The organism is Streptomyces sp. NPDC093149 (genome assembly GCF_044754145.1).
Classification (GTDB): domain Bacteria; phylum Actinomycetota; class Actinomycetes; order Streptomycetales; family Streptomycetaceae; genus Streptomyces.
The window spans coordinates 125,831-149,743 of the sequence record NZ_JBIVON010000011.1 but is presented as its reverse complement, the minus strand read 5'-3'; the positions used below and the strand labels follow the sequence as shown (position 1 = coordinate 149,743).

The 23,913-nt window shown below is 69.5% G+C and carries 20 protein-coding genes and 3 tRNA genes; 15 read left to right on the top strand and 8 right to left on the bottom strand.

The genetic code is table 11. The annotated features are described in order from the left end of the window. Positions 1-22 precede the first annotated feature (22 nt). The 4 genes from ACIQCZ_RS29590 to ACIQCZ_RS29575 all read left to right on the top strand — a co-directional run bounded on the left by ACIQCZ_RS29590 (position 23) and on the right by ACIQCZ_RS29575 (position 4,776). The gene (locus ACIQCZ_RS29590; protein WP_402286461.1) at positions 23-2,368 is read left to right on the top strand and encodes a polysaccharide lyase 8 family protein; all 2,346 of its coding nucleotides are present in this window, start codon (positions 23-25) and stop codon (positions 2,366-2,368) included. A 143-nt stretch (positions 2,369-2,511) separates the two neighbouring features. Further along, complete coding sequence (locus tag ACIQCZ_RS29585; RefSeq protein WP_402286458.1) at positions 2,512-2,769, top strand: hypothetical protein; 258 nt, start codon at positions 2,512-2,514, stop codon at positions 2,767-2,769. A gap of 153 nt (positions 2,770-2,922) precedes the next feature. Beyond that, a complete protein-coding gene (locus ACIQCZ_RS29580) occupies positions 2,923-4,506 on the top strand; it encodes an acyl-CoA carboxylase subunit beta (RefSeq protein ID WP_402286456.1) in 1,584 nt (527 codons plus the stop codon). 66 nt (positions 4,507-4,572) lie between these two features. Continuing rightward, complete coding sequence (locus ACIQCZ_RS29575; RefSeq protein WP_361447088.1) at positions 4,573-4,776, top strand: acyl-CoA carboxylase subunit epsilon; 204 nt, start codon at positions 4,573-4,575, stop codon at positions 4,774-4,776. Between the two features lie 85 nt (positions 4,777-4,861). On the opposite strand, the gene ACIQCZ_RS29570 is transcribed toward ACIQCZ_RS29575, so the two are convergent. The 8 genes from ACIQCZ_RS29570 to ACIQCZ_RS29535 all read right to left on the bottom strand — a co-directional run bounded on the left by ACIQCZ_RS29570 (position 4,862) and on the right by ACIQCZ_RS29535 (position 15,341). Continuing rightward, the gene (locus ACIQCZ_RS29570) at positions 4,862-5,443 is read right to left on the bottom strand and encodes an ATP/GTP-binding protein (RefSeq protein WP_014048542.1); all 582 of its coding nucleotides are present in this window, start codon (positions 5,441-5,443) and stop codon (positions 4,862-4,864) included. Then, complete coding sequence (locus ACIQCZ_RS29565) at positions 5,424-6,035, bottom strand: DUF742 domain-containing protein (RefSeq protein ID WP_402286454.1); 612 nt, start codon at positions 6,033-6,035, stop codon at positions 5,424-5,426. The genes ACIQCZ_RS29570 and ACIQCZ_RS29565 overlap by 20 nt, the downstream gene beginning before the upstream one ends. Before the next feature lie 89 nt (positions 6,036-6,124). Beyond that, positions 6,125-6,538, bottom strand: coding sequence for a roadblock/LC7 domain-containing protein (locus ACIQCZ_RS29560; protein ID WP_006127847.1), 414 nt, complete (start codon positions 6,536-6,538; stop codon positions 6,125-6,127). 10 nt (positions 6,539-6,548) lie between these two features. Further along, positions 6,549-9,728: a nitrate- and nitrite sensing domain-containing protein gene (locus ACIQCZ_RS29555; RefSeq protein ID WP_402286451.1), complete on the bottom strand. Its 3,180-nt coding sequence runs from the start codon at positions 9,726-9,728 to the stop codon at positions 6,549-6,551. Positions 9,729-10,075: 347 nt separating this feature from the next. Continuing rightward, positions 10,076-10,657 (bottom strand): ATP/GTP-binding protein, encoded by a 582-nt coding sequence (locus tag ACIQCZ_RS29550; RefSeq protein ID WP_072487286.1) that lies wholly within the window; start codon positions 10,655-10,657, stop codon positions 10,076-10,078. Next, positions 10,638-11,045 (bottom strand): DUF742 domain-containing protein, encoded by a 408-nt coding sequence (locus tag ACIQCZ_RS29545; protein ID WP_361447080.1) that lies wholly within the window; start codon positions 11,043-11,045, stop codon positions 10,638-10,640. Before ACIQCZ_RS29545 ends, ACIQCZ_RS29550 begins: the two co-directional genes overlap by 20 nt. Before the next feature lie 132 nt (positions 11,046-11,177). Beyond that, the gene (locus tag ACIQCZ_RS29540; RefSeq protein WP_003966009.1) at positions 11,178-11,600 is read right to left on the bottom strand and encodes a roadblock/LC7 domain-containing protein; all 423 of its coding nucleotides are present in this window, start codon (positions 11,598-11,600) and stop codon (positions 11,178-11,180) included. Then, the gene (locus ACIQCZ_RS29535; protein ID WP_402286448.1) at positions 11,601-15,341 is read right to left on the bottom strand and encodes a nitrate- and nitrite sensing domain-containing protein; all 3,741 of its coding nucleotides are present in this window, start codon (positions 15,339-15,341) and stop codon (positions 11,601-11,603) included. A gap of 582 nt (positions 15,342-15,923) precedes the next feature. Here ACIQCZ_RS29535 and ACIQCZ_RS29530 point away from each other — a divergent pair. The 11 genes from ACIQCZ_RS29530 to ACIQCZ_RS29480 all read left to right on the top strand — a co-directional run bounded on the left by ACIQCZ_RS29530 (position 15,924) and on the right by ACIQCZ_RS29480 (position 23,912). Further along, positions 15,924-16,112 (top strand): hypothetical protein, encoded by a 189-nt coding sequence (locus tag ACIQCZ_RS29530; RefSeq protein WP_402286446.1) that lies wholly within the window; start codon positions 15,924-15,926, stop codon positions 16,110-16,112. A gap of 343 nt (positions 16,113-16,455) precedes the next feature. Then, positions 16,456-17,232 (top strand): fumarylacetoacetate hydrolase family protein, encoded by a 777-nt coding sequence (locus tag ACIQCZ_RS29525; RefSeq protein WP_351074077.1) that lies wholly within the window; start codon positions 16,456-16,458, stop codon positions 17,230-17,232. Further along, positions 17,225-18,700, top strand: coding sequence for a glutamate--tRNA ligase (gene gltX, locus ACIQCZ_RS29520; protein ID WP_402286444.1), 1,476 nt, complete (start codon positions 17,225-17,227; stop codon positions 18,698-18,700). Before ACIQCZ_RS29525 ends, gltX begins: the two co-directional genes overlap by 8 nt. A gap of 336 nt (positions 18,701-19,036) precedes the next feature. After that, the gene (locus ACIQCZ_RS29515) at positions 19,037-20,047 is read left to right on the top strand and encodes a hypothetical protein (RefSeq protein ID WP_402286442.1); all 1,011 of its coding nucleotides are present in this window, start codon (positions 19,037-19,039) and stop codon (positions 20,045-20,047) included. A gap of 189 nt (positions 20,048-20,236) precedes the next feature. Next, positions 20,237-20,536 (top strand): hypothetical protein, encoded by a 300-nt coding sequence (locus tag ACIQCZ_RS29510; protein WP_402286440.1) that lies wholly within the window; start codon positions 20,237-20,239, stop codon positions 20,534-20,536. Further along, positions 20,533-22,170, top strand: coding sequence for an alpha/beta hydrolase (locus ACIQCZ_RS29505; RefSeq protein WP_402286438.1), 1,638 nt, complete (start codon positions 20,533-20,535; stop codon positions 22,168-22,170). Before ACIQCZ_RS29510 ends, ACIQCZ_RS29505 begins: the two co-directional genes overlap by 4 nt. An 11-nt stretch (positions 22,171-22,181) precedes the next feature. Beyond that, on the top strand, positions 22,182-22,712 hold the full coding sequence (locus tag ACIQCZ_RS29500; RefSeq protein WP_402286436.1) for a hypothetical protein: 531 nt from the start codon (positions 22,182-22,184) through the stop codon (positions 22,710-22,712). Positions 22,713-22,766: 54 nt separating this feature from the next. Continuing rightward, complete coding sequence (locus tag ACIQCZ_RS29495) at positions 22,767-23,462, top strand: HAD family hydrolase (RefSeq protein WP_402286433.1); 696 nt, start codon at positions 22,767-22,769, stop codon at positions 23,460-23,462. Between the two features lie 148 nt (positions 23,463-23,610). Further along, positions 23,611-23,682, top strand: a tRNA-Gln gene (locus tag ACIQCZ_RS29490). Positions 23,683-23,706: 24 nt separating this feature from the next. After that, positions 23,707-23,779: transfer RNA gene (locus tag ACIQCZ_RS29485), tRNA-Glu, on the top strand. A gap of 60 nt (positions 23,780-23,839) precedes the next feature. Beyond that, positions 23,840-23,912 (top strand) — tRNA-Glu (locus tag ACIQCZ_RS29480). The last annotated feature ends 1 nt before the right edge of the window (position 23,913 follow it).

Genomic DNA, 23,913 nt, shown 5'->3' with positions numbered 1-23,913 from the left:
CCCCGACGACCTGGAGCCGCACATGCCGAACCCGCCCGTATGGCCGCGCCGTACCCTGCTCACCCTCTCGGCCGCCACCGCCGTGGCGCTCTCACTGCCCGGATCCGGGACGGCCGCCACCGCCGCCGAGGCCGACGAGTTCGACGTCCTGCGCCGACGCTGGGCCGACATCGCGCTCGGCTCGGGCTACGACGCGGCCGCCGAACCCTTCGCCTCCCGCCTCACCGGGACCGGCACGCTCGCCCGGGGATTCCGGACGACGATGAGCCCGGCCACCGGCTCGCTGTGGCCCGGCATCCCGTACGACCCGCCGTCCGGCATCACCCAGAGCTACGGGCGCCTGTGGACGATGACCCAGGCGTATGCCCAGCCCGGCACCGGATCGACCGGCGACGCCGCTCTCCTCGCCGACATCGTCCGCGGCTACGACCACCTGGCGCAGACCGCCTACCACGCCTCCGTCACGCCCTACGGCAACTGGTGGGAGTGGCAGATCGGCAGCCCGCGCATCCTCATGGACATCACGTCCGTCCTGTACGAGCAGCTCGGCACGGCCCGCGTCGAGGCCGCCTGCGCCGCCGTCGACCACTTCATCCCCGACTCCGTGCTCCACGACTACAGCGGCACCTCCACCGGCGCCAACCGCGTCGACCTGTGCCGCTCCGTCGCCCTGCGCGGCGTCCTCGGCAGGGCCCCCGCCAAGATCGCACTGGCCCGGGACGCGCTGTCACCCGTCTTCCCGTACGTCACCGGGGGAGACGGCCTGTACGCGGACGGATCGTTCATCCAGCACACCACCGTCGCCTACTCGGGCACCTACGGCCAGGTCATGCTCGACGGCCTCGGCCGCCTGTTCGCGCTGCTCGCCGGATCGGGCTGGGCCGTCACCGACCCGGCCCGGCAGGTCATCCTCGACAGCGTCGAGCGGGCGTACGCGCCGCTGATCTACAACGGCCTGGTCATGGACAGCGTCAACGGCCGTGCCATCAGCCGCGGACTCCTGAAGAGCGACGAACTTCGGGTGATGCGCGGCGACCACTTCCACGGGCAGGGGATCATCGCCGGGATCGCGCTCCTCGCCGCGGGCGCCTCGGCCGCCGAACGCGACCGGTGGCACGGGCTGATCAAGGGCTGGATCGCCCGCGACCGGACCAGCCCGGTCCTCACCGCCCGGCAGTTCGGCATCGCGGACCTGGCCCGGCTGCACGCCGTCCAGGCCACCGCCGTACCGGCCGCGCCCGAACGGGTGGGCCACCACCTCTTCGCCGGCATGGCCCGCGCCGTGCACCGGCGCCCGCACTGGGCCGCGGGCATCTCCATGGCCTCGGCGCGGATCTCGCACTACGAGTGCGGCAACGGCGAGAATCCGCGCGGCTGGCACACCGGCGCCGGAATGCTCTACTGGTGGCCGGGCGAGAACGAGAACGACCAGTACACCGACTGGTTCTGGCCGACCGTCGACTTCTACCGGCTGCCCGGAACGACCGTGTCCACCAAGCGGCTCGCCGACCGGGCGGGCGGCGAATGGGGCGCGCCCAAGCCCGCGGTGACCTGGGTCGGCGGCGCCACGGACGGCGAGTTCGGCGCGGTGGGCCAGCACCTCAAGGGCCTCGGCTCGACCCTGGAGGCCCGCAAGTCGTGGTTCTGCGCCGCCGATACGGTCATCTGCCTCGGTGCCGGAATCACGGCCACCGACCAGGTCCCCGTCGAGACGATCGTCGACAACCGCATGCTCGGGGAGGGCGGCACGCAACCGCTCACCGTCGACGCCTCCACCACCCCCCGCTGGGCCCATCTGGAGGGCCACGGCGGCTGGATCCTGCCCGGCGGCGCCGAGCTGCGCACCCTGCGCGAGGACCGCACCGGAGCCTGGTCCGACATCAACACCACCAGCTCCACCGAGCGCCGCACCCGCCGCTACCAGACGCTCTGGCTCGACCACGGCACCGACCCCGTCGACGCCGACTACGTCTACCTGCTGATGCCGGGTGCCTCCCGGCGCGCCGTCACCGCCCGTGCGGCCGACCGGAAGTGGCTGACGGTGCACGCCAACACCGCAGCCGCGCAGGCGGTCGCCGTCCCCTCGCTGAGGCTGACCGCCGCCAACTTCTGGCAGCCGGGCGCGGCCGGCCCGCTCTCCGTCACGGCCGCGGCGAGCGTGCTCGTGCGGGAGGGGCGGCGCACCACCACGGTGTGCGTCAGCGGGCCGGACCGTACCGGTGCGCCGGTGGACGTGGTCTGGGACCGGCCGGTGCACGAGGTCGTCACGGCGGACCCGGGTATCGAGGTGCGCGCCACCGGACGGCGGCTGGTGCTGAGGGTCAGCCCGGGGACCGAGGGAGGCACCCTGCGGTGTGACGTCCGGTAGACACCGGGTGACCGGAGTGTGTCCGAGGGCTGGGAGCGGTGCCCTGTCCGGCCGGTCCGGACAGGCCCGCGACCTGCTCGAGCGGCTCGCCTCTCGCGGGCCCGGAAAGAGTGGGGCCGCACGGCCGGGGTATTCTCGCCGGATTGCGCCGTGCACGCCACGGACGGGCGGTCGAGAGGCGGATCGGCAGCCTGCTCACCGATCATCGGGTGCCGCTCCGCCCGAACGCCTCCGACGTCATGCCGGCCGCTGTCAGGGACGCCTTCTGCGAGGCGGTGCCGCTGACCGTCGCTCACCCCGGCGACCCGGTGCGACGCCGGATCGAAGGCGTCCGGAAGGTCCCGGACGCCCATCCGGCCGACACCCCGAGGCTGACAGGAATGTGCAGCGGACCACAGTGAGCCTTTGTCGGACCTGGACAAAGACGGACCCGCAGGGGCTGGTACTTCGCGTGCATGTCGCCATGATTCTGTCCGGCTCCACCAGGAAACGGGTCAGGAGACTGTACGGAGTCGACGGCAGGATTTGCTTGCCGGGCTTCGTAGGGTCGGTACATGACCGTTGTGGACGAAACGCCGGGCGAGCCGAGTGACACCCGTGGCCGTGTGGCCGAACTGCTGGCACTGCGCGAGCAGGCCCGCCGCGGACCGAGTGACCGCGCGACCGAGGCGCAGCACGCCAAGGGCAAGCTGACGGCGCGTGAGCGCATCGAGCTGCTTCTCGACCCGGGTTCGTTCAAGGAGGTCGAGCAGCTCCGCCGGCACCGGGCGACCGGCTTCGGCCTGGAGGCGAAGAAGCCGTACACCGATGGTGTCATCACCGGCTGGGGCACGGTCGACGGCCGTACGGTCTTCGTCTACGCGCACGACTTCCGGATCTTCGGCGGCGCCCTGGGCGAGGCCCACGCCACCAAGATCCACAAGATCATGGACATGGCCATCTCGGCCGGTGCCCCGCTGGTCTCGCTGAACGACGGCGCGGGCGCCCGTATCCAGGAGGGCGTGTCCGCGCTCGCCGGATACGGCGGGATCTTCCAGCGCAACACCCGGGCCTCCGGTGTCATCCCGCAGATCAGCGTGATGCTCGGCCCGTGCGCGGGCGGCGCGGCCTACTCCCCGGCGCTCACCGACTTCGTGTTCATGGTCCGTGAGACCTCCCAGATGTTCATCACCGGACCGGACGTCGTGAAGGCGGTCACCGGCGAGGAGATCACCCAGAACGGCCTCGGCGGCGCCGATGTGCACGCCGAGACCTCGGGCGTCGCGCACTTCGCGTACGACGACGAGGAGACCTGCATCGCCGAGGTCCGTTACCTGATCGGGATGCTGCCGTCCAACAACCGGGAGAACCCGCCCACCGTGGCGAGCGACGACCCGGCCGACCGGCGCGGCGACGTCCTGCTGGACCTGGTGCCGGCCGACGGCAACCGCCCCTACGACATGCACAAGGTCATCGAGGAGCTCGTCGACGACGGCGACTACCTGGAGATCCACGAGCGCTGGGCCCGCAACATCGTCTGCGCCCTGGCCCGGCTCGACGGCCAGGTCGTCGGGATCGTCGCCAACCAGCCGCAGACCCTCGCCGGTGTCCTGGACATCGAGGCCTCCGAGAAGGCGGCCCGCTTCGTCCAGATGTGCGATGCATTCAACATTCCGATCGTCACCCTTTTGGACGTACCCGGCTTTCTGCCCGGGGTCGACCAGGAGCACGGTGGAATCATCAGGCACGGTGCGAAGCTGCTCTACGCGTACTGCAACGCCACCGTGCCGAGGATCTCGCTGATCCTGCGCAAGGCGTACGGCGGTGCGTACATCGTGATGGACAGCCAGTCCATCGGAGCGGACCTGACCTACGCCTGGCCGACCAACGAGATCGCTGTGATGGGCGCCGAAGGTGCCGCCAACGTCATCTTCCGTCGGCAGATCGCCGACGCCGAGGACCCGGAAGCCATGCGGACGCGCATGGTCAAGGAGTACAAGGCCGAACTGATGCACCCGTACTACGCGGCGGAGCGTGGCCTGGTCGACGACGTCATCGACCCCGCCGAGACGCGCGAGGTACTGATCGCCTCGCTCGCCATGCTCCGCTCCAAGCACGCCGACCTGCCGTCCCGCAAGCACGGCAACCCGCCGCAGTAGCCCGCCGCCCCTGCGGCGACCCTGCCGAGCCCGCGAAGACCTGCCGAGAAGACGGAGAAACCACCCATGAGCACTGCCAGCGAGTCCGTGCTGCGTGTCGAGAAGGGTCTTGCCGACCCCGAGGAGCTGGCCGCGATAACCGCGGTCCTGCTCGCCCGCGCCGCCGCCAAGCCCGCCGCGACCCCCGCCCACCGCGGTCGCAGCACCGCCGGATGGCGCCGCCTGGAGCGCACCCCGGGCTTCCGCGCCCCGCACTCCTGGCAGGGCTGAGCCCGCTCCGGCCCCAGGACGCAGCGCAACAGGAAGGCCCCACACTCCCGAAGGAGTGCGGGGCCTTCCGCATGTCCGCCGGGCCCTACCGAAGCCGCGCCATCAGCGCGTGCTCCACGAGCGTGATCAGCGCGCTCTTGGCGTCCGCCCGGTGCCGCGCGTCCGTGGTCAGAATCGGGGTGTCGGGTCCGATCTGGAGGGCTTCGCGGACTTCGTCGGGGGTGTAGGGCTGGTGTCCGTCGAAGCCGTTGAGGGCGATGACGAAGGGGAGTCCGCTGTTCTCGAAGTAGTCGACTGCGGGGAAGCAGTCGGCGAGGCGGCGGGTGTCGACGAGGACGACGGCGCCGATGGCGCCGCGGACCAGGTCGTCCCACATGAACCAGAAGCGGTCCTGTCCGGGCGTACCGAAGAGGTACAGGATCAGGTCCTGGTCCAGGGTGATGCGGCCGAAGTCCATGGCCACCGTCGTGGTGGTCTTGTCCCCGGTGTGCGTCAGGTCGTCGATGCCCGCGGACGCGGACGTCATCACGGCTTCGGTGCGCAGCGGATTGATCTCCGAAACGGCACCGACGAACGTGGTCTTACCCACGCCGAAGCCCCCTGCCACCACGATCTTCGCGGAGGTAGTGGAGCGGGCTGCTCCGCCGCTAGAGCTTGCGAAGTCCACTGAGCACCCTTTCGAGCAGTGTCACATCTGGCTGGCCGCCGGCGGACTCGTCGCCGCCGGGCTGATGGATAGCGACGAGTCCGGCCTCTGCCAGGTCGGCTACGAGGATTCGGGCAACGCCGAGCGGGATCGAGAGCAGTGCCGAAATCTCGGCGACCGACTTGATCTCGAAGCACAGCCGGCAGATCCGCTGGTGCTCGGGCAACTGCCCTTGCAACCGGGACGGATCGGCCGTGGTACTGACCAACGCCTCAATGGCGAGTTGGTAGCGCGGTCGGGTCCGGCCGCCTGTCATGGCGTACGGACGGACCAGCGGATTGTGCGCGGCCGGAGCGGCCGGTTCGGGGGCCTGTCGCGGCTGCACGGGCTGAATGCGGGGCGACGGGGGCGAGTCGTAGTGGTGCGGCCGCTGCGGAGGCCATCCGGGGCCCTGGGGGGAGCCCGGCTGCTGCTGCGGCTGCTGATAGGACTGGTACGGCTGCTGGGCGCCCTGTCCGCTGGGTGCGGAGGGGAAGTTGAAACGGTTGTCCCCGTGCTCACCCGTTACGTTCCGGTCACCGTCGTACCGGTGTCCGCCTGGGGGTGTTGTCACGATTCCTCCTCCGCCTGCCGGTCCCGATTCCAGTAGGTCCGCGCCACCGCACCTTATGGCGCGGTGGCGCGAAACGCACTGTCTGTCTATTAGTTAAGAAGACTTCCCTGAAGTTCGGCACGGAGGTCCGGGGTGAGGACGCTGCCCGCGCGGTCGACAAGAAGGGCCATTTCATACCCGACCAGACCGATATCGGCGTCCGGGTGGGCGAGAACGGCCAGCGAGGATCCGTCGGAGATGGACATGATGAAGAGGAATCCGCGTTCCATCTCCACCACGGTCTGATTGACGGCGCCGCCCTCGAAGATCCGCGAAGCGCCCGCGGTCAGCGAGGTCAGGCCGGAGGCGACAGCCGCCAGCTGGTCGGCGCGGTCGCGCGGAAATCCTTCGGACATGGCCAGCAGGAGTCCGTCGGCGGAGACCACCACCGTGTGCGACACCCCGGGGGTGTTGTCCACGAAGTTGGTGATCAACCAGTTGAGATTCTGCGCCGCCTGGCTCATCGGGCTCACACTAACGCTCCTGGTTGTAGGTATTACTTGCGTCCGAACCCGCGTTACGTCCCCGCAGCACGCCCCGCCGCAGGTTGCTCAACCTGCCGCGGACGTCCTCGGGGGCGCGGGAGACCTGAGGACCGTCCTGCAGGGTCTGCTCCGCCGTACCCTCGACCAGATTGGCCTTGGGCACCCGCCGGGGAAGCCCGGACGGGGTGATCCCGCCCGCCTTCGGCTCCCGGAGCTTCTCGGCCCGCTCCCAGCGCTCGTCGTTCGTCGAGCGCCAGTCGTCGGAGCCGTTTCCGTCCTGCTGCGCGGGCGACTGCTGCTGCGGCAGTTCCTCCTGCTGCGGCTGCGGCTGCCGCGCGGCGACGGGCCGGTTGTTGCCACGGCCGGTGGGCTGCCAGTGCTGCTGACCGCCCCGACGCGGCAGACCGGCTTCGGTCAGCTCGTGGCCGGAGTTCGGGGTGGGTCCCGGACGATCGAAGCCTACGCGCTCCTGCGGCTCGGCGGGGGTGCTCGGGACAGATTCCGCTTCGACCTGTGCCGACGGCTCGTACACACCCTGGTAGGTGTCCTGATTCGGCCACTCGTCCTGGTGGGACCGGGAAGCGAACTGCTCCTCGTACAACGGCTGCGCGGTCTCGCCGACCCCGTATGCCGCCTCCGCATAGCTACCCTGCGGGGCGTGGCCGACCGGCTCGGCGAAGCCCTCGTCACCGCGGTGGGCGTCGTGGCCGCCCCCGTACGGCGCCTGTCCGTACGGCTGCTGCCCCGGCTCCTGGGCGTACCCGGCCCCGGCATACGGACCGTCGGCGGCCTGGTTCCCGGCGTACGGCTCCTGAGGGAACTGCGGGCGCTCGCCGACCGTCTGGGCCTCCAGCGCCGCCCGGCGCTCCTCACGGACCAGCGAGCGGCCCACCGGGTCCAGCTGCGCGGCGTCCGCCGACCGCTGCTCGTAGCGCGAGTCGTCGAAGCCCAGCTCCGCCGCCGTGCGCATGAGGGGCTGGGACGCCGGCTGTTCGAAGGTCTGCTGCTGCGGGATGATCGAGGAGACGGTGAAGTCGTCCTGCGCGGAGGCCGGTTCGCCACCGCCACCGTGGGTGATGGCGTCCGGCAGCATGACCAGCGAGGTGGTTCCGGCCTGCTCGCCCGAGGGTCGCAGCTGGACCCGGATGCCGTGCCGGTCGGAGAGGCGGCCGACCACGAACAGACCCATCCGCTGCGAGACCGTGGCGTCCACGGTCGGCGGGTTGGCCAGCTTGTGGTTGATGTCGGCGAAGTCCTCCGCGGTGAGACCGATGCCCTTGTCGTGGATCTCGATCATCACGCGGCCGTCGGGCAGCCGGGTCGCCGTGACCCGCACCTTGGTCTGCGGCGAGGAGAACGTGGTGGCGTTCTCCAGCAACTCGGCCAGCAGATGCACGAGGTCGGTGACGGACTGGCCGTGGATATCGGTCTCCGGCACCCCGGAGAGCTCGATGCGCTCGTACGACTCCACCTCGGAGGCGGCGGCGCGGAGCACGTCGACCAGCGGGACCGGCTGGTTCCAGCGGCGGCCCGGCTCCTCGCCCGCGAGGACGAGGAGGTTCTCGCCGTTGCGGCGCATCCGGGTGGCCAGGTGGTCGAGCCTGAAGAGGCTGTCCAGCTGGTCCGGGTCGGCCTCGTTGTTCTCCAGGTCGGTGATGAGGGTCAGCTGACCCTCGATCAGCGACTGGTTGCGGCGCGACAGGTTGGTGAAGATCGCGTTGACGTTGCCCCGCAGCATGGCCTGCTCGGCCGCCAGCCGGACCGCCTCGCGGTGCACCTGGTCGAAGGCGCGGGCGACCTCGCCGATCTCGTCCCGGCTGTTGATCGGGAGCGGCTGGACGCGGGTGTCGACCCGTCCCGGATCGGTCCGGGAGAGCTGGTCCACCAGCATCGGCAGGCGCTGCTCGGCTATCTGGAAGGCGGCGGTGCGCAGCCGTCGCATCGAGCGGCTCATCTGGCGGGCCATCAGCCCGGCCAGGACGAAGGCGGCCAGCAGCGCGACGACCACGACGGCGGCGTTGACGATGGCGTCCTTCTTGGCGCCGGACGAGATGTTCGCGGCGTCGGTCACCGCCTTGTCGACCAGCTCGTTCTCGACCGTGGTGTAGCCGTCGAACTTGGCGGTGGCGGCCGCCATCCAGGTCTCGGGGGTGATGCCCTTGGCGGCCAGCTTCTCGGGGGACTGGCCCTGCCCGATCTGCTGGGCCATGCCGTCGAAGACCGAGCCGTCGACGCTGGGCGGCTCGACGAACGGGACGCCCGCCGCGTCGGCCTGCTCCTTGGCCTTCTTCAGCTTCTTCGACCCCTCGGCCGCCTTGGCGGTCAGGACCTCGTTCAGCCGGGCCGCGTCGGCATCCGTGCCACCGGAGATGAACTCGCCGAGTGCGATCTGCTCCAGGTAGTTGTACGAGCCGAAGGCCTTGACCTGGGCGTCGAACTTGGCGCTCTGCCGGCTCGGACGCACCAGCAGATGCATGCCGATGGAGCGCTGAAGCGATTCTGCAGCCTTGGCGAGCTCGAGCGCGTAGACCGTACGGCCGTAACTGGTGATGTTGCCGGTGCCCAGACCGAGCTCGTTGCAGAACTCCATCAGGGAGTGCTGCACCTGGACGTAGCCCTCTTCCGTCTTCACCGGGTCCATGGCCTCGGCGAACGCGGCCTTGCGCAGCTCGGGGAGTTTGGGCTCCTCCAGCCGGAACAGCCGGAGCCGCCGCTCCAGACCCTGCTTCTCGGGCATGTCCTTGACGGCCGTGTCGAACTTCTCCGCGGCGGCGTCGGTGGTGGCCCGGACCCGGTCGACGACGGCGGCGTCGCGCTTGTTCGAGAGGATGGGCTGAGCGGAGAGGTCCCGCTCGTTGAGGAGGGCCTGTCCGTACTCGGAGGCCGCGCGCACGATCAGCGCGGTCTTCTCGGCGTCCTGCGCCTCTCCCCAGGTGTCGACCGCCCCCTTCACCTGGAAGCCGCCCATGACCAGGCCGACCAGCACGGGGATCAGGAGGATCGCGTTCAGCCGAGTGGGTACGCGCCAGTTGCGCGGGGCCAGCCGGCTGGCGCTGCCGACGGACGTCACCTCGCCGGGCGCATCAGCAGACGACCCCGCGGCGCGCGGCGGCGGGGTGAAGTTGCCCCGCTCCAGCCGCGCCGCGGAGCCCTCGTTGTTTCGCCTCACTCGACCAACAACCTCTCGGCGTCGGCACCTACGTTGTGCCGTGTTTTGTTCAGGGCCGTACTACTCGGGAGTTCGTCGAATTCCAGCACGGGGACCGGCCGCGTTCCAAACAGTCGGAACCAGCCATTCCGAGTGGTCCAAGCCTCAGATAAAACGGGCATAAAGAGCGAGCCCCGTCAAAAGGCGGGGCTCATGTGAGCGCAGTGGCACCGATCGAACGCATCGGGTGTTGAACGCGGGGCAATTCTCTGTCGAAACGTTATGAACACGGGGGCGGATCGTGTCAAAGGACACAGTCCACCCCCGTTTGAATACGGTAACTGCCGTATGTCAATACAGACTTGTCGCTACTTCAGCCGCGCCATCAGCGCGTGCTCCACGAGCGTGATGAGGCCGCTCTTGGCGTCCGCCCGGTGCCGCGCGTCCGTCGTGATGATCGGGGTGTCGGGTCCGATCTGGAGGGCTTCGCGGACTTCGTCGGGGGTGTAGGGCTGGTGTCCGTCGAAGCCGTTGAGGGCGATGACGAAGGGGAGTCCGCTGTTCTCGAAGTAGTCGACTGCGGGGAAGCAGTCGGCGAGGCGGCGGGTGTCGACGAGGACGACGGCGCCGATGGCGCCGCGGACCAGGTCGTCCCACATGAACCAGAAGCGGTCCTGTCCGGGCGTACCGAAGAGGTACAGGATCAGGTCCTGGTCCAGGGTGATGCGGCCGAAGTCCATGGCCACCGTCGTGGTGGTCTTGCCGCCGGTGTGCGTCAGGTCGTCGATGCCCGCGGACGCGGACGTCATCACGGCTTCCGTACGCAACGGGTTGATCTCCGAAACGGCACCGACGAACGTGGTCTTACCCACGCCGAAGCCCCCTGCCACCACGATCTTCGCCGAGGTGGTGGCCCGGGCCGCACCGCCGCTAGAGCTTGCGAAGTCCACTGAGCACCCTTTCGAGCAGTGTCACATCCGGCGTGCCGCCGGCCTCTCCATTGCCCGGCTGGTGAATGGCCACCATGCCGGCTTCCGCCAGGTCCGCGACAAGAATCCGGGCCACACCGAGCGGCATCGACAGCAGCGCCGAGACCTCGGCCACCGACTTGACCTCACGGCAGAGGTGGCAGATCCGCTGGTGCTCGGGGAGCAGCGTCGCCAGATGCGCGGGGTCGGCCGTGGTGGAGACCAGCGCCTCTATGGCGAGCTGGTAGCGGGGCCGGGTCCGGCCGCCGGTCATGGCATACGGGCGGACCAGCGGCTGGTCGCCTTCACCGTCGTACGACGCGTGGTGCAGTGCGCCGTACGGATCGGGTGAGGCGGGTGGCGGGGTCATGGAATCCTCCGGGCGTGACGGCAGGTTGTCTGCTTGCCGTCGGAAGGAGCCGGTGGGGCTCTGAACGGCCTGTCGGGTGAGGGATGAGGGCGTTGCCTGGGTCAATCGAGTCTGTCATCGATCCATGGCGGCCTAATGGAGCAGGCTGCCTTGGAGCTCGGCACGGAGGTCCGGGGTGAGGACGGTGCCCGCGCGGTCGACCAGGAGGGCCATCTCGTACCCGACCAGACCGATGTCGGCGTCCGGGTGGGCGAGAACGGCCAGCGACGATCCGTCGGAGATGGACATCAGGAAGAGGAACCCGCGTTCCATCTCCACCACGGTCTGGCTGACGGCGCCGCCCTCGAAGATCCGCGAGGCGCCCGCGGTCAGCGAGGTCAGGCCGGAGGCGACAGCGGCCAGTTGGTCGGCGCGGTCGCGCGGAAATCCTTCGGACATGGCCAGCAGCAGTCCGTCGGCGGAGACCACCACCGTGTGCGACACCCCGGGGGTGTTGTCCACGAAATTGGTGATCAACCAGTTCAGATTCTGCGCGGCCTGACTCATCGGGCTCAACTAACGCTCCTGCTGGTGAGTGGGGCCGAGTGGAAAACTGCCGGTCGACTGGCCATTGGCCTGCCGCCCCTGCTGGATGCCCCGGCGGAGATTGGTCAACCGCCCGCGCACATCGTCGGGCGCACGCGACACCTGAGGACCGGACTGGTGGTTCTGCTGCTGCGCGGTACCCGGTACCAGATTGGCGCGCGGTACCCGGCGAGGCAGTCCGGAAGTGGTGACTCCGCCTGCCGCGGGCTTCTTGACCCGCTCCGCCTGCCGTACGAGTTCGTCGTTCGGCGAGGGGCGCCAGGTGCTTGTGGTGCCGCCCGGGTCGCCTCCACCGCGGCGCGGCCCGTCGGGAGCGGGACGCTCCTGGGCCTGCTGCTGCGGGAAGGCGGGCGACTGCGGCTCGGCCGCGGGCGGCTGCTGGCCACCCTGCTGCGGGCCGTGGAACCAGTTCGTCTCCAGGGTGTCGTACAGCGGCGTACGACCGTCCCCGGGGCCGGCCGCGGGCGGCAGCGCCTCGGGCTGCGGCTGCGGCGGCAGAACCGGACGGTACTGCGCGTCACCGTCGGGCGCGGCGGGCGGACGCGGGGCATCGAAGTCCCCGTTGTCCCGGCCGCGCTGTCGCGGAGCGGGCAGCCCTTGGTCCCGCGACGGGGCGGGCTGCGGCTGTCCGAAGTCGGGGCGGGCGAACTGCGCGGTGCTCGCCGGGTCCTGCGCCGATCCGTCCTGCGGGAACCGGGCCTGCGGCGCCGGAGCCGAGAAGTCGGGACGGGCGAACTCGGCGGTGGAGGCGGGCCCCTGCCGGTCGTCCACGGGCGGCCGCGGAGTGAGCGGCGGGCTCATCGGCCGCTGGAACAGACCGGTGGTCTCGGGCTCCTCGTGACCGCGCGGGGCGTCCAGCGGGGCGCGCCGCGACGCGGACGGGTCCTCGGCACCCCAACTGGTGGTCTGCGGGCGCTGCGGTACGGGGTTGCCGCCGGGCAGCTCCGCGCGCGGACCACCGACCGGGGGCAGCTGGCGGCCGGGCTCGGCCGGACCGCCGGGCTGCTGGAAGTTGCCCTGACCGGGCTGGTTCTGCCGGTCCTGCTGCGGCTGCCACGGGGCGGAACCGTCGGGCCGGCCCTGCTGGTCGTTGCGGTCCTGGCGGTTGCGTCCCGGGCTGAACAGGTCCGGCTGACCCGAGTCCGTACGTCCCGTTCCGTCGCCCTGGCCGCGAGCACCGAGCCTGGCACCGTTGCCGAACGCACCGGCGAGGCCGCCGCCCTGACGCTGCGGCTCCTGGCGCCCGAAGTCCTGCGCACCGGTACCGGCCGGCCCGGAGGGCGGGAAGCCGGGGGTCTGCTGTCCGGGCTGTCCCGGCTGGTTCTGCGACTGGCGGGGGCCGGTGTCACGCGAGGGCAGCGCGGCGCGCGGACCCGATCCCGTACCGACCTGACCACGCGCGGGGCCCGACCCGGCGGCGAGCCGGCCGGCCGGGGCCGACGGGGCGCCGCCGAGGCCCGGACGGGCGCCGTTGCCCGGGGCCGTACCGCTGCCACCGCCGAGCAGACCACCGGGGGCGGCGGACTGCTGACCCGGTGCCTGCTTGGCGGGCGGCTGCTTGCCGCCGTGCGCGACGTCGACCGGCAGCATGACCAGCGCGGTCGTACCGCCGGAGTCGGAGGGCCGCAGCTGGATCCGGATGCCGTGGCGCAGGGACAGCCGGCCGACCACGAACAGACCCATGCGGCGGGAGACCGAGACGTCCACGGTGGGCGGCGAGGCGAGCCGCTCGTTGATCGCCGCGAGGTCCTCGGGGGAGAGGCCGATGCCGGTGTCGTGGATCTCGACGAGCACCCGCCCGTCGGGCAGGGCGTGACCGGTGACCCGGACCTTCGTCTGGGGCGAGGAGAACGACGTGGCGTTCTCCAGCAGCTCGGCGAGCAGGTGCACGAGGTCGTTGACGACTCGGCCAGCGACCTCGGTGGCGGGCACCGCGGCCAGCTCGATGCGCTCGTACTGCTCCACCTCGGAGGCGGCGGCACGGAGCACGTCGACCAGCGGCACGGGGCGGGTCCACCGGCGGCCCGGCTCCTCGCCCGCGAGGACGAGGAGGTTCTCGCCGTTACGGCGCATACGGGTCGCGAGGTGGTCGAGCTTGAAGAGCGAGGACAGCTGGTCCGGATCGGCCTCGCGGGACTCCAGTTCGGAGATGAGCGAGAGCTGACGCTGGATGAGGCCCTGGCTGCGGCGCGAGAGGTTGGTGAACATCGCGTTGACGTTGCCCCGGAGAAGGGCCTGCTCGGCGGCGAGACGGACGGCCTCGCGGTGCACGTCGTCGAAGGCCGCGGCCACCTGGCCGATCTCGTCCCGGGAGTGCACACCGACGGACTCGACCGAGGTGTCGACGTCCTGCGGGTCGGCCTCGGAGAGCTGCTTGACGAGCTCCGGCAGCCGGTCCTGGGCGACGCGCGTAGCCGTGTCCTGTAGCCGTCGTAGCGAGCGGATCATCGACCTGGCGACGACGAAGGCACCGACCAGCGAGACGCCCAGCACCAGCAGGATGAGCGCACCGCTGATGATCGCTTCGCGCTTCGACTCGTCGCGGAGCTCGCGGGCCTTGCCCTCCATGTCGCTGAGGAGGGTCTCCTCGATGGTCTTCATCGCCTGGATCTTGGTGGAGCTCTGGTCGTACCAGTCCATGTACGAGCGCCGCGCCGTGCCCGTCATGCCCGAGGGGCTGTCCAGCACCTTCTTCGCGTAGGTGTTGGCGGCCTTGATCTCCGGGTTGCCGTCGTCCAGCGTGGCGGTCAGCTCTTCGGCGTTGTTGCCGGTGGCCGCGTAGACCGCGGCGAAGGAGCGGCGAGCCGTGTTCTCCTTGCGCAGCGCGGCGCGGCCGAACTGCTGGTCGTTGTCGTTGAGGTGCGGCTGCTTGTCGTTGCCGCCGGGCAGCGCCGCGGCGATGATCGCCCGCTGGACCGAGGCGTACTCCTTGGCGGAGGAGAAGGCCGCCAGGGCCCGGGTCCGCTTGATCATCTCCGAGTTGCTGGTCGCCTGCGCCATGTCCTGGGAGAGGCTCAGCAGCGAGGTGATCAGCTGGCTGTACTGATCGACGGTCTGGAGGCTCGGGGTGCCCTTCGCGTACGCCGTCTTGCGGATCTCGCGGATCCCGGTCAGCTGGCTGGCGATCTGCTGGACGCTCGAGTAGATGCCCTCAAGGGCCTCGTCGCCGGAGGGGTCGCCGATCGCGTTCGTCGCGTCCAGGAAGGCCGTCTTCGCCCGGTCGGTCTTCTTGCGGGGCTCGGTGACCTTGAAGTCGTCGGCCTTCACGCCGTTGGACAGCGGACCGGCCGAGCGGTCGCGCTCCTCCTGGAGCGCCTGGGCGAGCGTGGTCGCCTGCTTGGTCATCTTGGTCAGCAGCTGCATGTGGTCCAGCTGCTGCATGTCGTTCATCGAGTCGTTGATCCGCAGGCCGCCCAGCGTGGTCGCGGCGACCACGGGAAGGGCGAGCAGGGAGACCAGACGCGTGCTGATGCGCCAGTTGCGAAGAGCCACGCGCGAGCCCGTGCTGACGGTGCCCCGGGGCTTGAGCGACGAGATCGGATCGGTGCCGCTGCTCGCGGTGGCACCGGGGCGCCGGTCGCGGTCGCCGCTTTCACCGGCCGCGGCCGGTCCGGGGTTCTGGGCGTGCGGGGCCGAGGAGCCGCGGTCGGTCCCGCCGTGCGGCTCCTGCTCCGCCGCAGCGCTGCCATCCCTCTTGAAACGTCCCTGCACTAGCGTCGCAACCTCTGGACCAGGCGTCCCTCCGTGCGAGACGGGTGGGACGGTGTCGGCGTCGTGGGGCGTCGTATCCGCCCCATGGTGGTCGTGAGTGACCGGCGCTCTTCCCCTTCCCGCCGTCACTCGGCGCTGCGTTGCGCCCCCTGCGCGCCGGCCTGAAACCCGGCGGCGGTGCGTGGAATTCCAGCACAGTGCCGGATCTCCAACAAGGGCCCCGTGCCGCGCCGTGACCTGGGTGACACGTTGTGATGACTGAGTAACAAGCCGTGGATCGCGTTCACGGGCAAATTGGATCAATCGGTGTCAATCAGCGAAGGGTGAAGGGTGTCCCAGTCGACATGATCAGGAGCGGAATGGCTGATTCAGTGACGCAATGTCCGTTTCTTGTGAGGGGATCGGGCGCCCGGAATGGGGTAATTGTCGATGAGTTCGTGAGTAAACTCACATGATGATCGCCGTCTCATCCGGGCTTCCGAAGGGAATCGGATGTTTAGCCTGGCGCTTTACAGGGATGGCAAATCCGACAACCGGCGCCCCTCCGGGCGGCGCCCGAAACCGACAGGGTCCGAACGGCAGATGAAGACGACGATGATGTTCCGCAACATTGCCAACCCCCGGCGCACCACGCTGGCGCACCTCAAGGACGCCGACGAGCTGCTGACGCCGGACGCTCCGGAGCACGCGGTCGCCCTGCCCACCCAGACGGCCAACCCCCGCCGCACCATCCTCATGGAAGCCCCGGTCCCCACCGCAGCCGCGGAGTGAGGAGCGCGGGCGGCGTCCCGCCCGCCCGTGCTCGGCGCCTCGCTCGCGGGGCTGTCCCGTCCTTGGCCCGCCCCGCGTCCCTGCCGTGTCGTGCCACCGTCTCCCCGCAGCATCGCCCTCGGAGCCCTCGGAGCCCTCGGAGCCCCCGGCGGCTCCCTCCCGGCCCTGCGAATTCCGTCCGGGCAGGGCGGACGCCCGTCCTCGAAGGCCGGCGGGCACCTCTCGGGCGCCTTGTGGTCGCACGCGCCGGACGGCGTTCCTTTCGGGCAAATCCCGCAGAGCGAGGCGTTAGCCTGGAGCGTCAGTCTTCAGCCAGCCAGCAAGTGAGGGGCGACAGCAACCCGTGCGCATCGCCAGGTTCTCCATCGACGGCAATGTCGCCTTCGGCGCTGTCGAGGGCGACGGGCCCGATGGTCTCGTCCTCGACATCATCAAGGGCATTCCGTACGCCGAGTTCGAGCTCTCCGGCACCAAGGTCCCGCTGAGCAAGGTCCGCCTCCTGCCGCCCGTGCTTCCCAACAAGGTCGTGGCCATCGGCCGCAACTACGCGGAGCACGCCGCGGAACTCGGCAACGAGGTACCGGACGTCCCCGTCGCCTTCTTCAAGCCCACCACCTCGGTGATCGGCTCCGGCGACGCCATCGAGTACCCCTCCTTCTCCAACGAGCTCCACTACGAGGCCGAACTGGCCGTGGTCATCGGCCGGATGTGCCGTGAAGTGCCGCGTGAGCGCGTGAAGGACGTCATCTTCGGCTACACCTGCGCCAATGACGTCACCGCCCGCGATGCCCAGAAGCGCGAGAAGCAGTGGGCCAGGGCCAAGGGCTTCGACACGTCGTGCCCGCTCGGCCCCTGGGTGGAGACCGACCTCGACCCCGGCGACCTGACCATTCAGGCCACGGTCAACGGCGAGCAACGCCAACTGGGCCGTACGAGCGACATGATCCGCTCGATCGAGGATCTGGTCGTCCACATCACGGAAGCCATGACGCTGCTCCCGGGCGATGTGATCCTCACCGGCACTCCCGCAGGGGTCGGACCCCTCCATGTCGGCGACGAGGTCGCCGTCACCATCGAAGGCATCGGCACTCTCACCAACAAGGTGATCAAGCGTGGTTAACGCACCTGTCCGCGTACGTTTCTGTCCCTCCCCGACCGGCAACCCCCATGTGGGCCTGGTCCGCACCGCCCTCTTCAACTGGGCCTTCGCCCGGCACCACGGCGGCACCCTGGTCTTCCGCATCGAGGACACCGACGCGGCCCGCGACTCCGAGGAGTCCTACAACCAGCTCCTGGATTCGATGCGCTGGCTCGGCTTCGACTGGGACGAGGGCCCCGAGGTCGGCGGCCCGCACGCCCCGTACCGCCAGTCGCAGCGCATGGACATCTACAAGGATGTCGCCGAGAAGCTTCTGACGGGCGGGTACGCCTACCACTGCTACTGCACCACCGAGGAGCTCGACACCCGCCGCGACGCCGCCCGCGCCGCCGGCAAGCCGTCCGGCTACGACGGCCACTGCCGCGAGCTGAGCGCCGAGCAGATCGCCGCGTACGAGGCCGAGGGCCGCACCTCCATCGTCCGCTTCCGGATGCCCGACGAGGCGCTCACCTTCACCGACCTGGTCCGCGGCGAGCTGACCTTCCAGCCGGAGAACGTGCCGGACTACGGCATCGTCCGCGCCAACGGCGCCCCGCTCTACACGCTGGTCAACCCGGTCGACGACGCGCTGATGGAGATCACCCACGTCCTGCGCGGCGAGGACCTGCTCTCCTCCACCCCGCGTCAGCTCGCCCTCTACAAGGCGCTCATCGAGCTGGGTATCGCCAAGGGCACCCCCGCCTTCGGCCACCTGCCGTACGTCATGGGCGAGGGCAACAAGAAGCTCTCCAAGCGCGACCCGCAGGCCTCGCTCAACCTCTACCGCGAGCGCGGCTTCCTGCCCGAGGGCCTGCTCAACTACCTCTCCCTGCTCGGCTGGTCCATCGCCGAGGACCGGGACATCTTCTCCGTCGAGGAGATGGTGGCCGCGTTCGACATCAAGGACGTCAACGCCAACCCGGCGCGCTTCGACCTGAAGAAGTGCGAGCACATCAACGCCGAGCACATCCGCAAGCTGGATGTGAAGACGTTCACCGAGGCGTGCGGCCCCTGGCTGAAGGCCCCGTTCGCACCGTGGGCCCCGGAGTCCTTCGACGCGGAGCAGTTCGCGGCGATCGCCCCGTACGCCCAGACGCGCGTCACGGTCCTCTCGGACATCATCGCCAACGTCGACTTCCTCTTCCTCGACGAGCCGGCGACGGACGAGGCGTCCTGGGCCAAGGCGATGAAGGAGGGCTCCGACGCCCTGCTCATCACGGCCCGCGCCAATCTGGCCGCGGCCGAGTGGAACGCGGACGCCCTGAAGAACGCCGTCCTCACCGCCGGCGAGGAGCACGGCCTGAAGCTCGGCAAGGCCCAGGCCCCGGTCCGCGTCGCGGTCACCGGCCGCACGATCGGCCTGCCGCTCTTCGAGTCCCTGGAGATCCTGGGCCGGGAGAAGACGATCGCCCGCATCGACGCGGCGCTGGCGAAGCTGGCCGCCGCGTAGTCGTCACCGCTGTACCCGAAGGGGCGGCCACGGTTCAACCCGGTGGCCGCCCTTTCACGTACCCACGGGACGAACACCTGCTGTTCCTCCGGAACGAGTGGCGCGGTGCCGCCGCCCGTCCGTCGCCGACGGCGCAGGCCGTCGGATCGTTCGGACTCATACGCTGAGGAGAGGGACGACAGGCGCGGGAGAGATCGCCTGTGATCACCTGAAACGCAGTCGCCCCAGCAGAACTCGCCCACGACCACCGCACGGTGGTGGGCACCGGGCCCACACGACCGTCGTGGACACGTGACCGACGCAACCGCAACCACAACCGCGCATCCGGGGGAACGAATGACACGGCTGAGACTGTCCTTGTACGTCGGAGGGCTGCTCCTCGCGCTGGTCGCCGGCGGGCTGACCTGGGCCGTCTGGCTCCGGGACGCCGACGGCGACGACCTCGCAGACCGGTGCCAGGGCTCCCTCGCGGTCGAGGAGGCACGGGAGTTCTTCTACGGCGCCGGACTCAAGGCGCGCGGATACACGAGCGACTGGGACGGTCACGACACCCAGTGGTGCTCGGTCTCGGCCCAGCAGGACGACGGCGGCCCGGTGCTCAAGCTCCGGATATCGCCACGGGCGGCCTACCGGGCGAGCGGCCCCGCCGCGGAAGCCTCGGCAACGCCGATCGGGTTCGGCTGGACCGGGTCCTTCGTCAGCGGGTACTCACCGGGAGCCGCAGTCCTGGTCGACTGCAGGACGAAAGCGGGCGCCGGCCTGCTCGTCACGGCCGAGACGAACGCGAAGTCGGAGGATCTCACCGCCCGGCAGGTACTCCAAGTGGCACGTGTCGCGACCGAGTCGGCGCGTCGTGCGGCCGGCCACGCCAAGTGCGAGGGAGCACTCGGTGAACGCCCGGGAACCGTCGACCGTACGGCGTGGCGGACGAAGCCCGTCGACCGGTCGACGGGCACGTGCCGCGACGTGATGACCGGGCGTGAAGCCGCCCGGCTGCACGTGACCGACGTCAGCGAGAAGCCTGCGGGACGGGCGTTGACGGAAGAATGCGCAATGAGCCGGGGCAAGTCGGGCCTGTTCCACATGACCGCCTACTACGGGCCGTCGGCGGAGGAGGAGATGTATCTCGACGGCAAGTACCCGGGCACGGCGAAGGGCGCGTACACCCGGACCGTCGCATGCGGGGGCGCCATCGGGACCGCCTACTTCAAGCTTGAGCGCGCCAAGGGCAAGGCGGCGGACGGCGCCGCCGGAACGCAAGGAACGATCGACTCCGCGGCGCTGAACCGGATTCTGACGTCGTACGCCACCGCCTCCGGCGAACGGCACGGCTGCCCCACCCCCTGACGGCCCCCGCCGGACCTGGATTCCTCCCGGCAGCCGCCCCTTCGGACGTCCGGGCCAGGAGGCGGGTTTCAGCCGCGGCGCGGTATGCGATCCAGACGAACTCCGGCGTTCGCTTCCGGGAACTCCTGGTGTGGCTAGGCTCAGTTGCCATGACCCGACAGGTGTGCGTGACGCAGGGATGAAGGGCAGATGGCAGAGGATCTCAATGTCTCCGCGACCGATTTATACGCCTCGGCAGGCGCGGCGGACATGCTCGTGACAGATTTGCAGGGCCCTTTGCGGAAGGCGGTCGATGACACAGCTGCAGCCGCAGCCTCGTTCCGGGCGTGGGATGGCAAGGGTCGTATCGAGGCCGTCAGTACCGGTTGGGGAGATGCTCTGACCACACTGAAGGATCGCCTTGCGGAACACGCGAACGGTCTGCGGCTGGTGGCAGACGGCCACAGCATCAATGACACGGGCGTCGGCGACTGCTTCAAGGGCTGGTGAGCGAAGTGCCGGAGCTCTTCGCGCAACTCTTCCGCCAGGACTTCTCGGATCTGGAGGCCGCCGCCGGTTCGTGGCAGAAGCTGGCCAAGACCTTGGACGACACCCGGATCGGCAGCGGCAAGCGCGTCTCGGGGCCGCTGCACAAGGCGAGCTGGTCGGGCGTCGCCGCTCACTACGGCTTCGGCGCGCTCGAAGCCACAGAGAGCAAGCTGAAGACCGCGCAGACGAACGCGCTACTCATTCGAACGGTCCTGGACACGCTCAGCACCCGCATGCAAGCTGCCCAGCGCAAACTGCGCCATGCAGTGGCGGATGCCGAGACGGCCGGTCATACCGTCACCGAGGACGGCTGGGTCGAACCGAAGCAGGCGGTCGATCCGCAGTATCACAACGACCCGGACTACCAGGGCGTACAGCAGCAGACGAACTCCGGACTCGGAGGGTATCGGGCCCGTATCGACGAGGCATTGGAAGAAGCGGAACGAGTCAGCAACGATGCGACCGAACTCCTTCACCAGATCGATCCGTTCGACCTCGACAAGCAGTACGGCGGTGCTAACGCCGCCGAGGACGCCGTACAGGTTGCCGCCTTCGCCGGGCTCGACGGGAAGAACATCCCGGACGGGAAGGATCCACAACGCACCGCCGACTGGTGGGCAAACCTCACTTCCGACCAGCGTGACTTCTACCTGGCGGCCTTCCCCGAGCGGATCGGCGCACTGGACGGTCTTCCGACCATCACCCGCGACTCGGCGAACCGAGCGACCCTGGACATGCGGCTCAACGACTACGCGCTGCGCGAGGGCGACCTGGGTTACCACGACCGTTACAGCTACCGCTCGCTGAGCGCCCTCAAGGAACGTCTGGACGTGGCGGACACGGCACCCGCGCACAAACAGCTGTACCTGCTCGGGTTCGACACCTCGAAGGACGGCCGCGCGATCGTCGCCGTCGGCAACCCGGACACGGCCCGGCATACCGCGGTGCAGGTCCCGGGGACGGGCAACCAGCTGGACAACGTGGGGGACCAGATCAACAGGGCTTCCAAACTTCAGGACTCGGCAGCCGACTGGAACGGTGAGGCGGGGCCCGGCGACATCTCGGTCATCTCCTGGCTCGACTACAACGCTCCCGAGGCGAACTTCGACTCACCGAGGGAAGCGGAGCTGAACCTGGGGATTGCCACGCAAGGCCGCGCCCAGAACGGGGCCGAGGATCTGCGTGACTTCACCCACGGTTTGAGAGCGGCCCACCAGGGTGAGCGGAGTCACCTCACGGTCCTGGCCCACAGCTACGGCTCCACCGTCGCCGGTGCGGCCGACGCCGGCGGGCAGGGGCTGGATGCCGACGACATGGTGGTGGTCGGCAGCCCCGGGCTGACGGTCGACCGCGCCGACCAACTGCATGTCGACCCCCAGCACTTGTACGTGGGCGCCGCGGAGAACGACTGGGTCTCCAACGTGCTCTCCGATGCCACTCTCGGTGCAGATCCCAAGAAAACAGGGTTCGGAGCAGAGCGCATGTACGTGGACACCCGGGACCACGGCGGCTACTGGAACGACGGCAGCAAGAGCCTGGAGAATCAGGGGCGCATCATTGCGGGGCAGGCACCACAGGGTGAGGGAGCGCATTGAAGGCTCTCAGCATGACCGTATCCGCCACCGTGCGGCACCGGACCGCTGCCGCTCTGGCCCTGACACTGCTGCTCGGAGGCTGCATGTCCGACGAAGGTGCGAACGACCCGCTACCGCGTATGAGCAGGGAAAAGGCCGAGAAATGGGCCAAGCACTGGACCGACTCCATGATGAGTACGGCACGTGCCCGGATCGACCCCGGATCGGCCCGACCCACCGCGAGCTTCACCGATTGCACGGGGAGGAACGGTGAGTCCGCCGACGACGGCCGATTCACTTTGCGTTATTCCGTCCGCGGAACCCTTCCTCGCTCCGAGCACCCCCGAGCCGTCACGAACATCAAGGACACCCTCAAGGACAAGGGCTTCGAGATCCAGAGTTTCGGGATCGATCAGGACCGCGAACCGGCAAACGTACTGGACGCCAAGCACCCTGAGGACCAGCAGTTCGTCTCCGTCGGGTCCGTGGGTAAGGACCTGCTGGTCTTCATCGTCAGCACTCCCTGCCTCCTGCCGCCGGGAGTCGACCAGCAGCAGTTCTGAGCCCTGTCTCCCGAGGAGCCACGAAGCCCGCCGCGCGAGCGGTAGCGTGGCTGCATGCCGATCCGAGCCGTGCTCTGGGACATCGATGACACGATCTTCGACTACACGGGTGCCGACCGTATCGGCATGAGCAAGCATCTCGAACAGGAGGGCCTGCCCGACGGATACGGCTCCGTCGAGCAGGCCCTGTTCGCGTGGCGGGCGATCACCGATGTGCACTGGGCACGGTTCGCCGCGGGGGAGACGGACTTCCTGGGGCAGCGACGGGACCGTGTGCGGGAGTTCCTCTCGCGGGCGCTGGAGGACGAGGAGGCCGACGCCTGGTTCGCCCAGCACGTGACCCACTACGAGGCCGCCTGGTCGCTCTTTCCCGATGCGCTGCCCGCTCTGGACTCTCTGGCGAACGGATTCCGGCACGGCGTGCTGTCGAACTCCAGCATCCACAACCAGGACCGGAAGCTGCGCACGCTCGGTGTACGGGACCGGTTCGAGGCCGTGGTGTGCGCCGTGGAGCTGGGCGTCTCCAAGCCCGAGGCCGGTGCCTTCCACGCGGCCTGCGAGGCGCTGGCGCTGGAACCGGGGGAGGTCGCGTACGTGGGGGACGAGCCGGACATCGACGCCGCCGGCGCGGTCGCCGCGGGACTGATGGGGATCTGGCTGGACCGGGGCGGACGCGGCGGGCGGCCCGAGCTCGTCCGCATCGGTGGGCTCGATCAGCTGCCCGGCCTGCTGGTCCCGGCCCGACCCTGATCCGAGCCGTGGACCCCGGCGGGCAATACCCGTTTTGGAGCGCCGGACACCTTCGGGTAATGTTCTTCCTGCGCCGCCCGAGCGGGCCGAAAGATCCGGCCGGGAAGCGTAGACAGAAATGAAACCTCCTCCAGAGGTTGCGTTTCAGTGGGCTATGGTGTAATTGGCAACACTACGGTTTCTGGTACCGTCATTCTAGGTTCGAGTCCTGGTAGCCCAGCGCAGAGCTTCATCTGCAAAACACGCCCCCGTTGTGTAGCGGCCTAGCACGCTGCCCTCTCACGGCAGTAGCGCCGGTTCGAATCCGGTCGGGGGTACAGATCCTTCCCGCGAGATCATCTGGGTCGCACCCACGATCTCGATGCAGGATCGCTAGGGCCCCCGTTGTGTAGCGGCCTAGCACGCTGCCCTCTCACGGCAGTAGCGCCGGTTCGAATCCGGTCGGGGGTAC

What these genes read in the sequence shown, in the direction of transcription:
- ACIQCZ_RS29500 (WP_402286436.1), top strand. Translation starts at nt 22,182, where the DNA reads ATGACCGTATCCGCCACCGTGCGGCACCGGACCGCTGCCGCTCTGGCC.
- ACIQCZ_RS29590 (WP_402286461.1), top strand. Translation starts at nt 23, where the DNA reads ATGCCGAACCCGCCCGTATGGCCGCGCCGTACCCTGCTCACCCTCTCG.
- ACIQCZ_RS29530 (WP_402286446.1), top strand. Translation starts at nt 15,924, where the DNA reads ATGAAGACGACGATGATGTTCCGCAACATTGCCAACCCCCGGCGCACC.
- ACIQCZ_RS29495 (WP_402286433.1), top strand. Translation starts at nt 22,767, where the DNA reads ATGCCGATCCGAGCCGTGCTCTGGGACATCGATGACACGATCTTCGAC.
- ACIQCZ_RS29545 (WP_361447080.1), bottom strand. Translation starts at nt 11,045, where the DNA reads ATGACCCCGCCACCCGCCTCACCCGATCCGTACGGCGCACTGCACCAC.
- ACIQCZ_RS29580 (WP_402286456.1), top strand. Translation starts at nt 2,923, where the DNA reads ATGACCGTTGTGGACGAAACGCCGGGCGAGCCGAGTGACACCCGTGGC.
- ACIQCZ_RS29575 (WP_361447088.1), top strand. Translation starts at nt 4,573, where the DNA reads ATGAGCACTGCCAGCGAGTCCGTGCTGCGTGTCGAGAAGGGTCTTGCC.
- ACIQCZ_RS29515 (WP_402286442.1), top strand. Translation starts at nt 19,037, where the DNA reads ATGACACGGCTGAGACTGTCCTTGTACGTCGGAGGGCTGCTCCTCGCG.
- ACIQCZ_RS29510 (WP_402286440.1), top strand. Translation starts at nt 20,237, where the DNA reads ATGGCAGAGGATCTCAATGTCTCCGCGACCGATTTATACGCCTCGGCA.
- ACIQCZ_RS29560 (WP_006127847.1), bottom strand. Translation starts at nt 6,538, where the DNA reads ATGAGCCAGGCGGCGCAGAATCTCAACTGGTTGATCACCAACTTCGTG.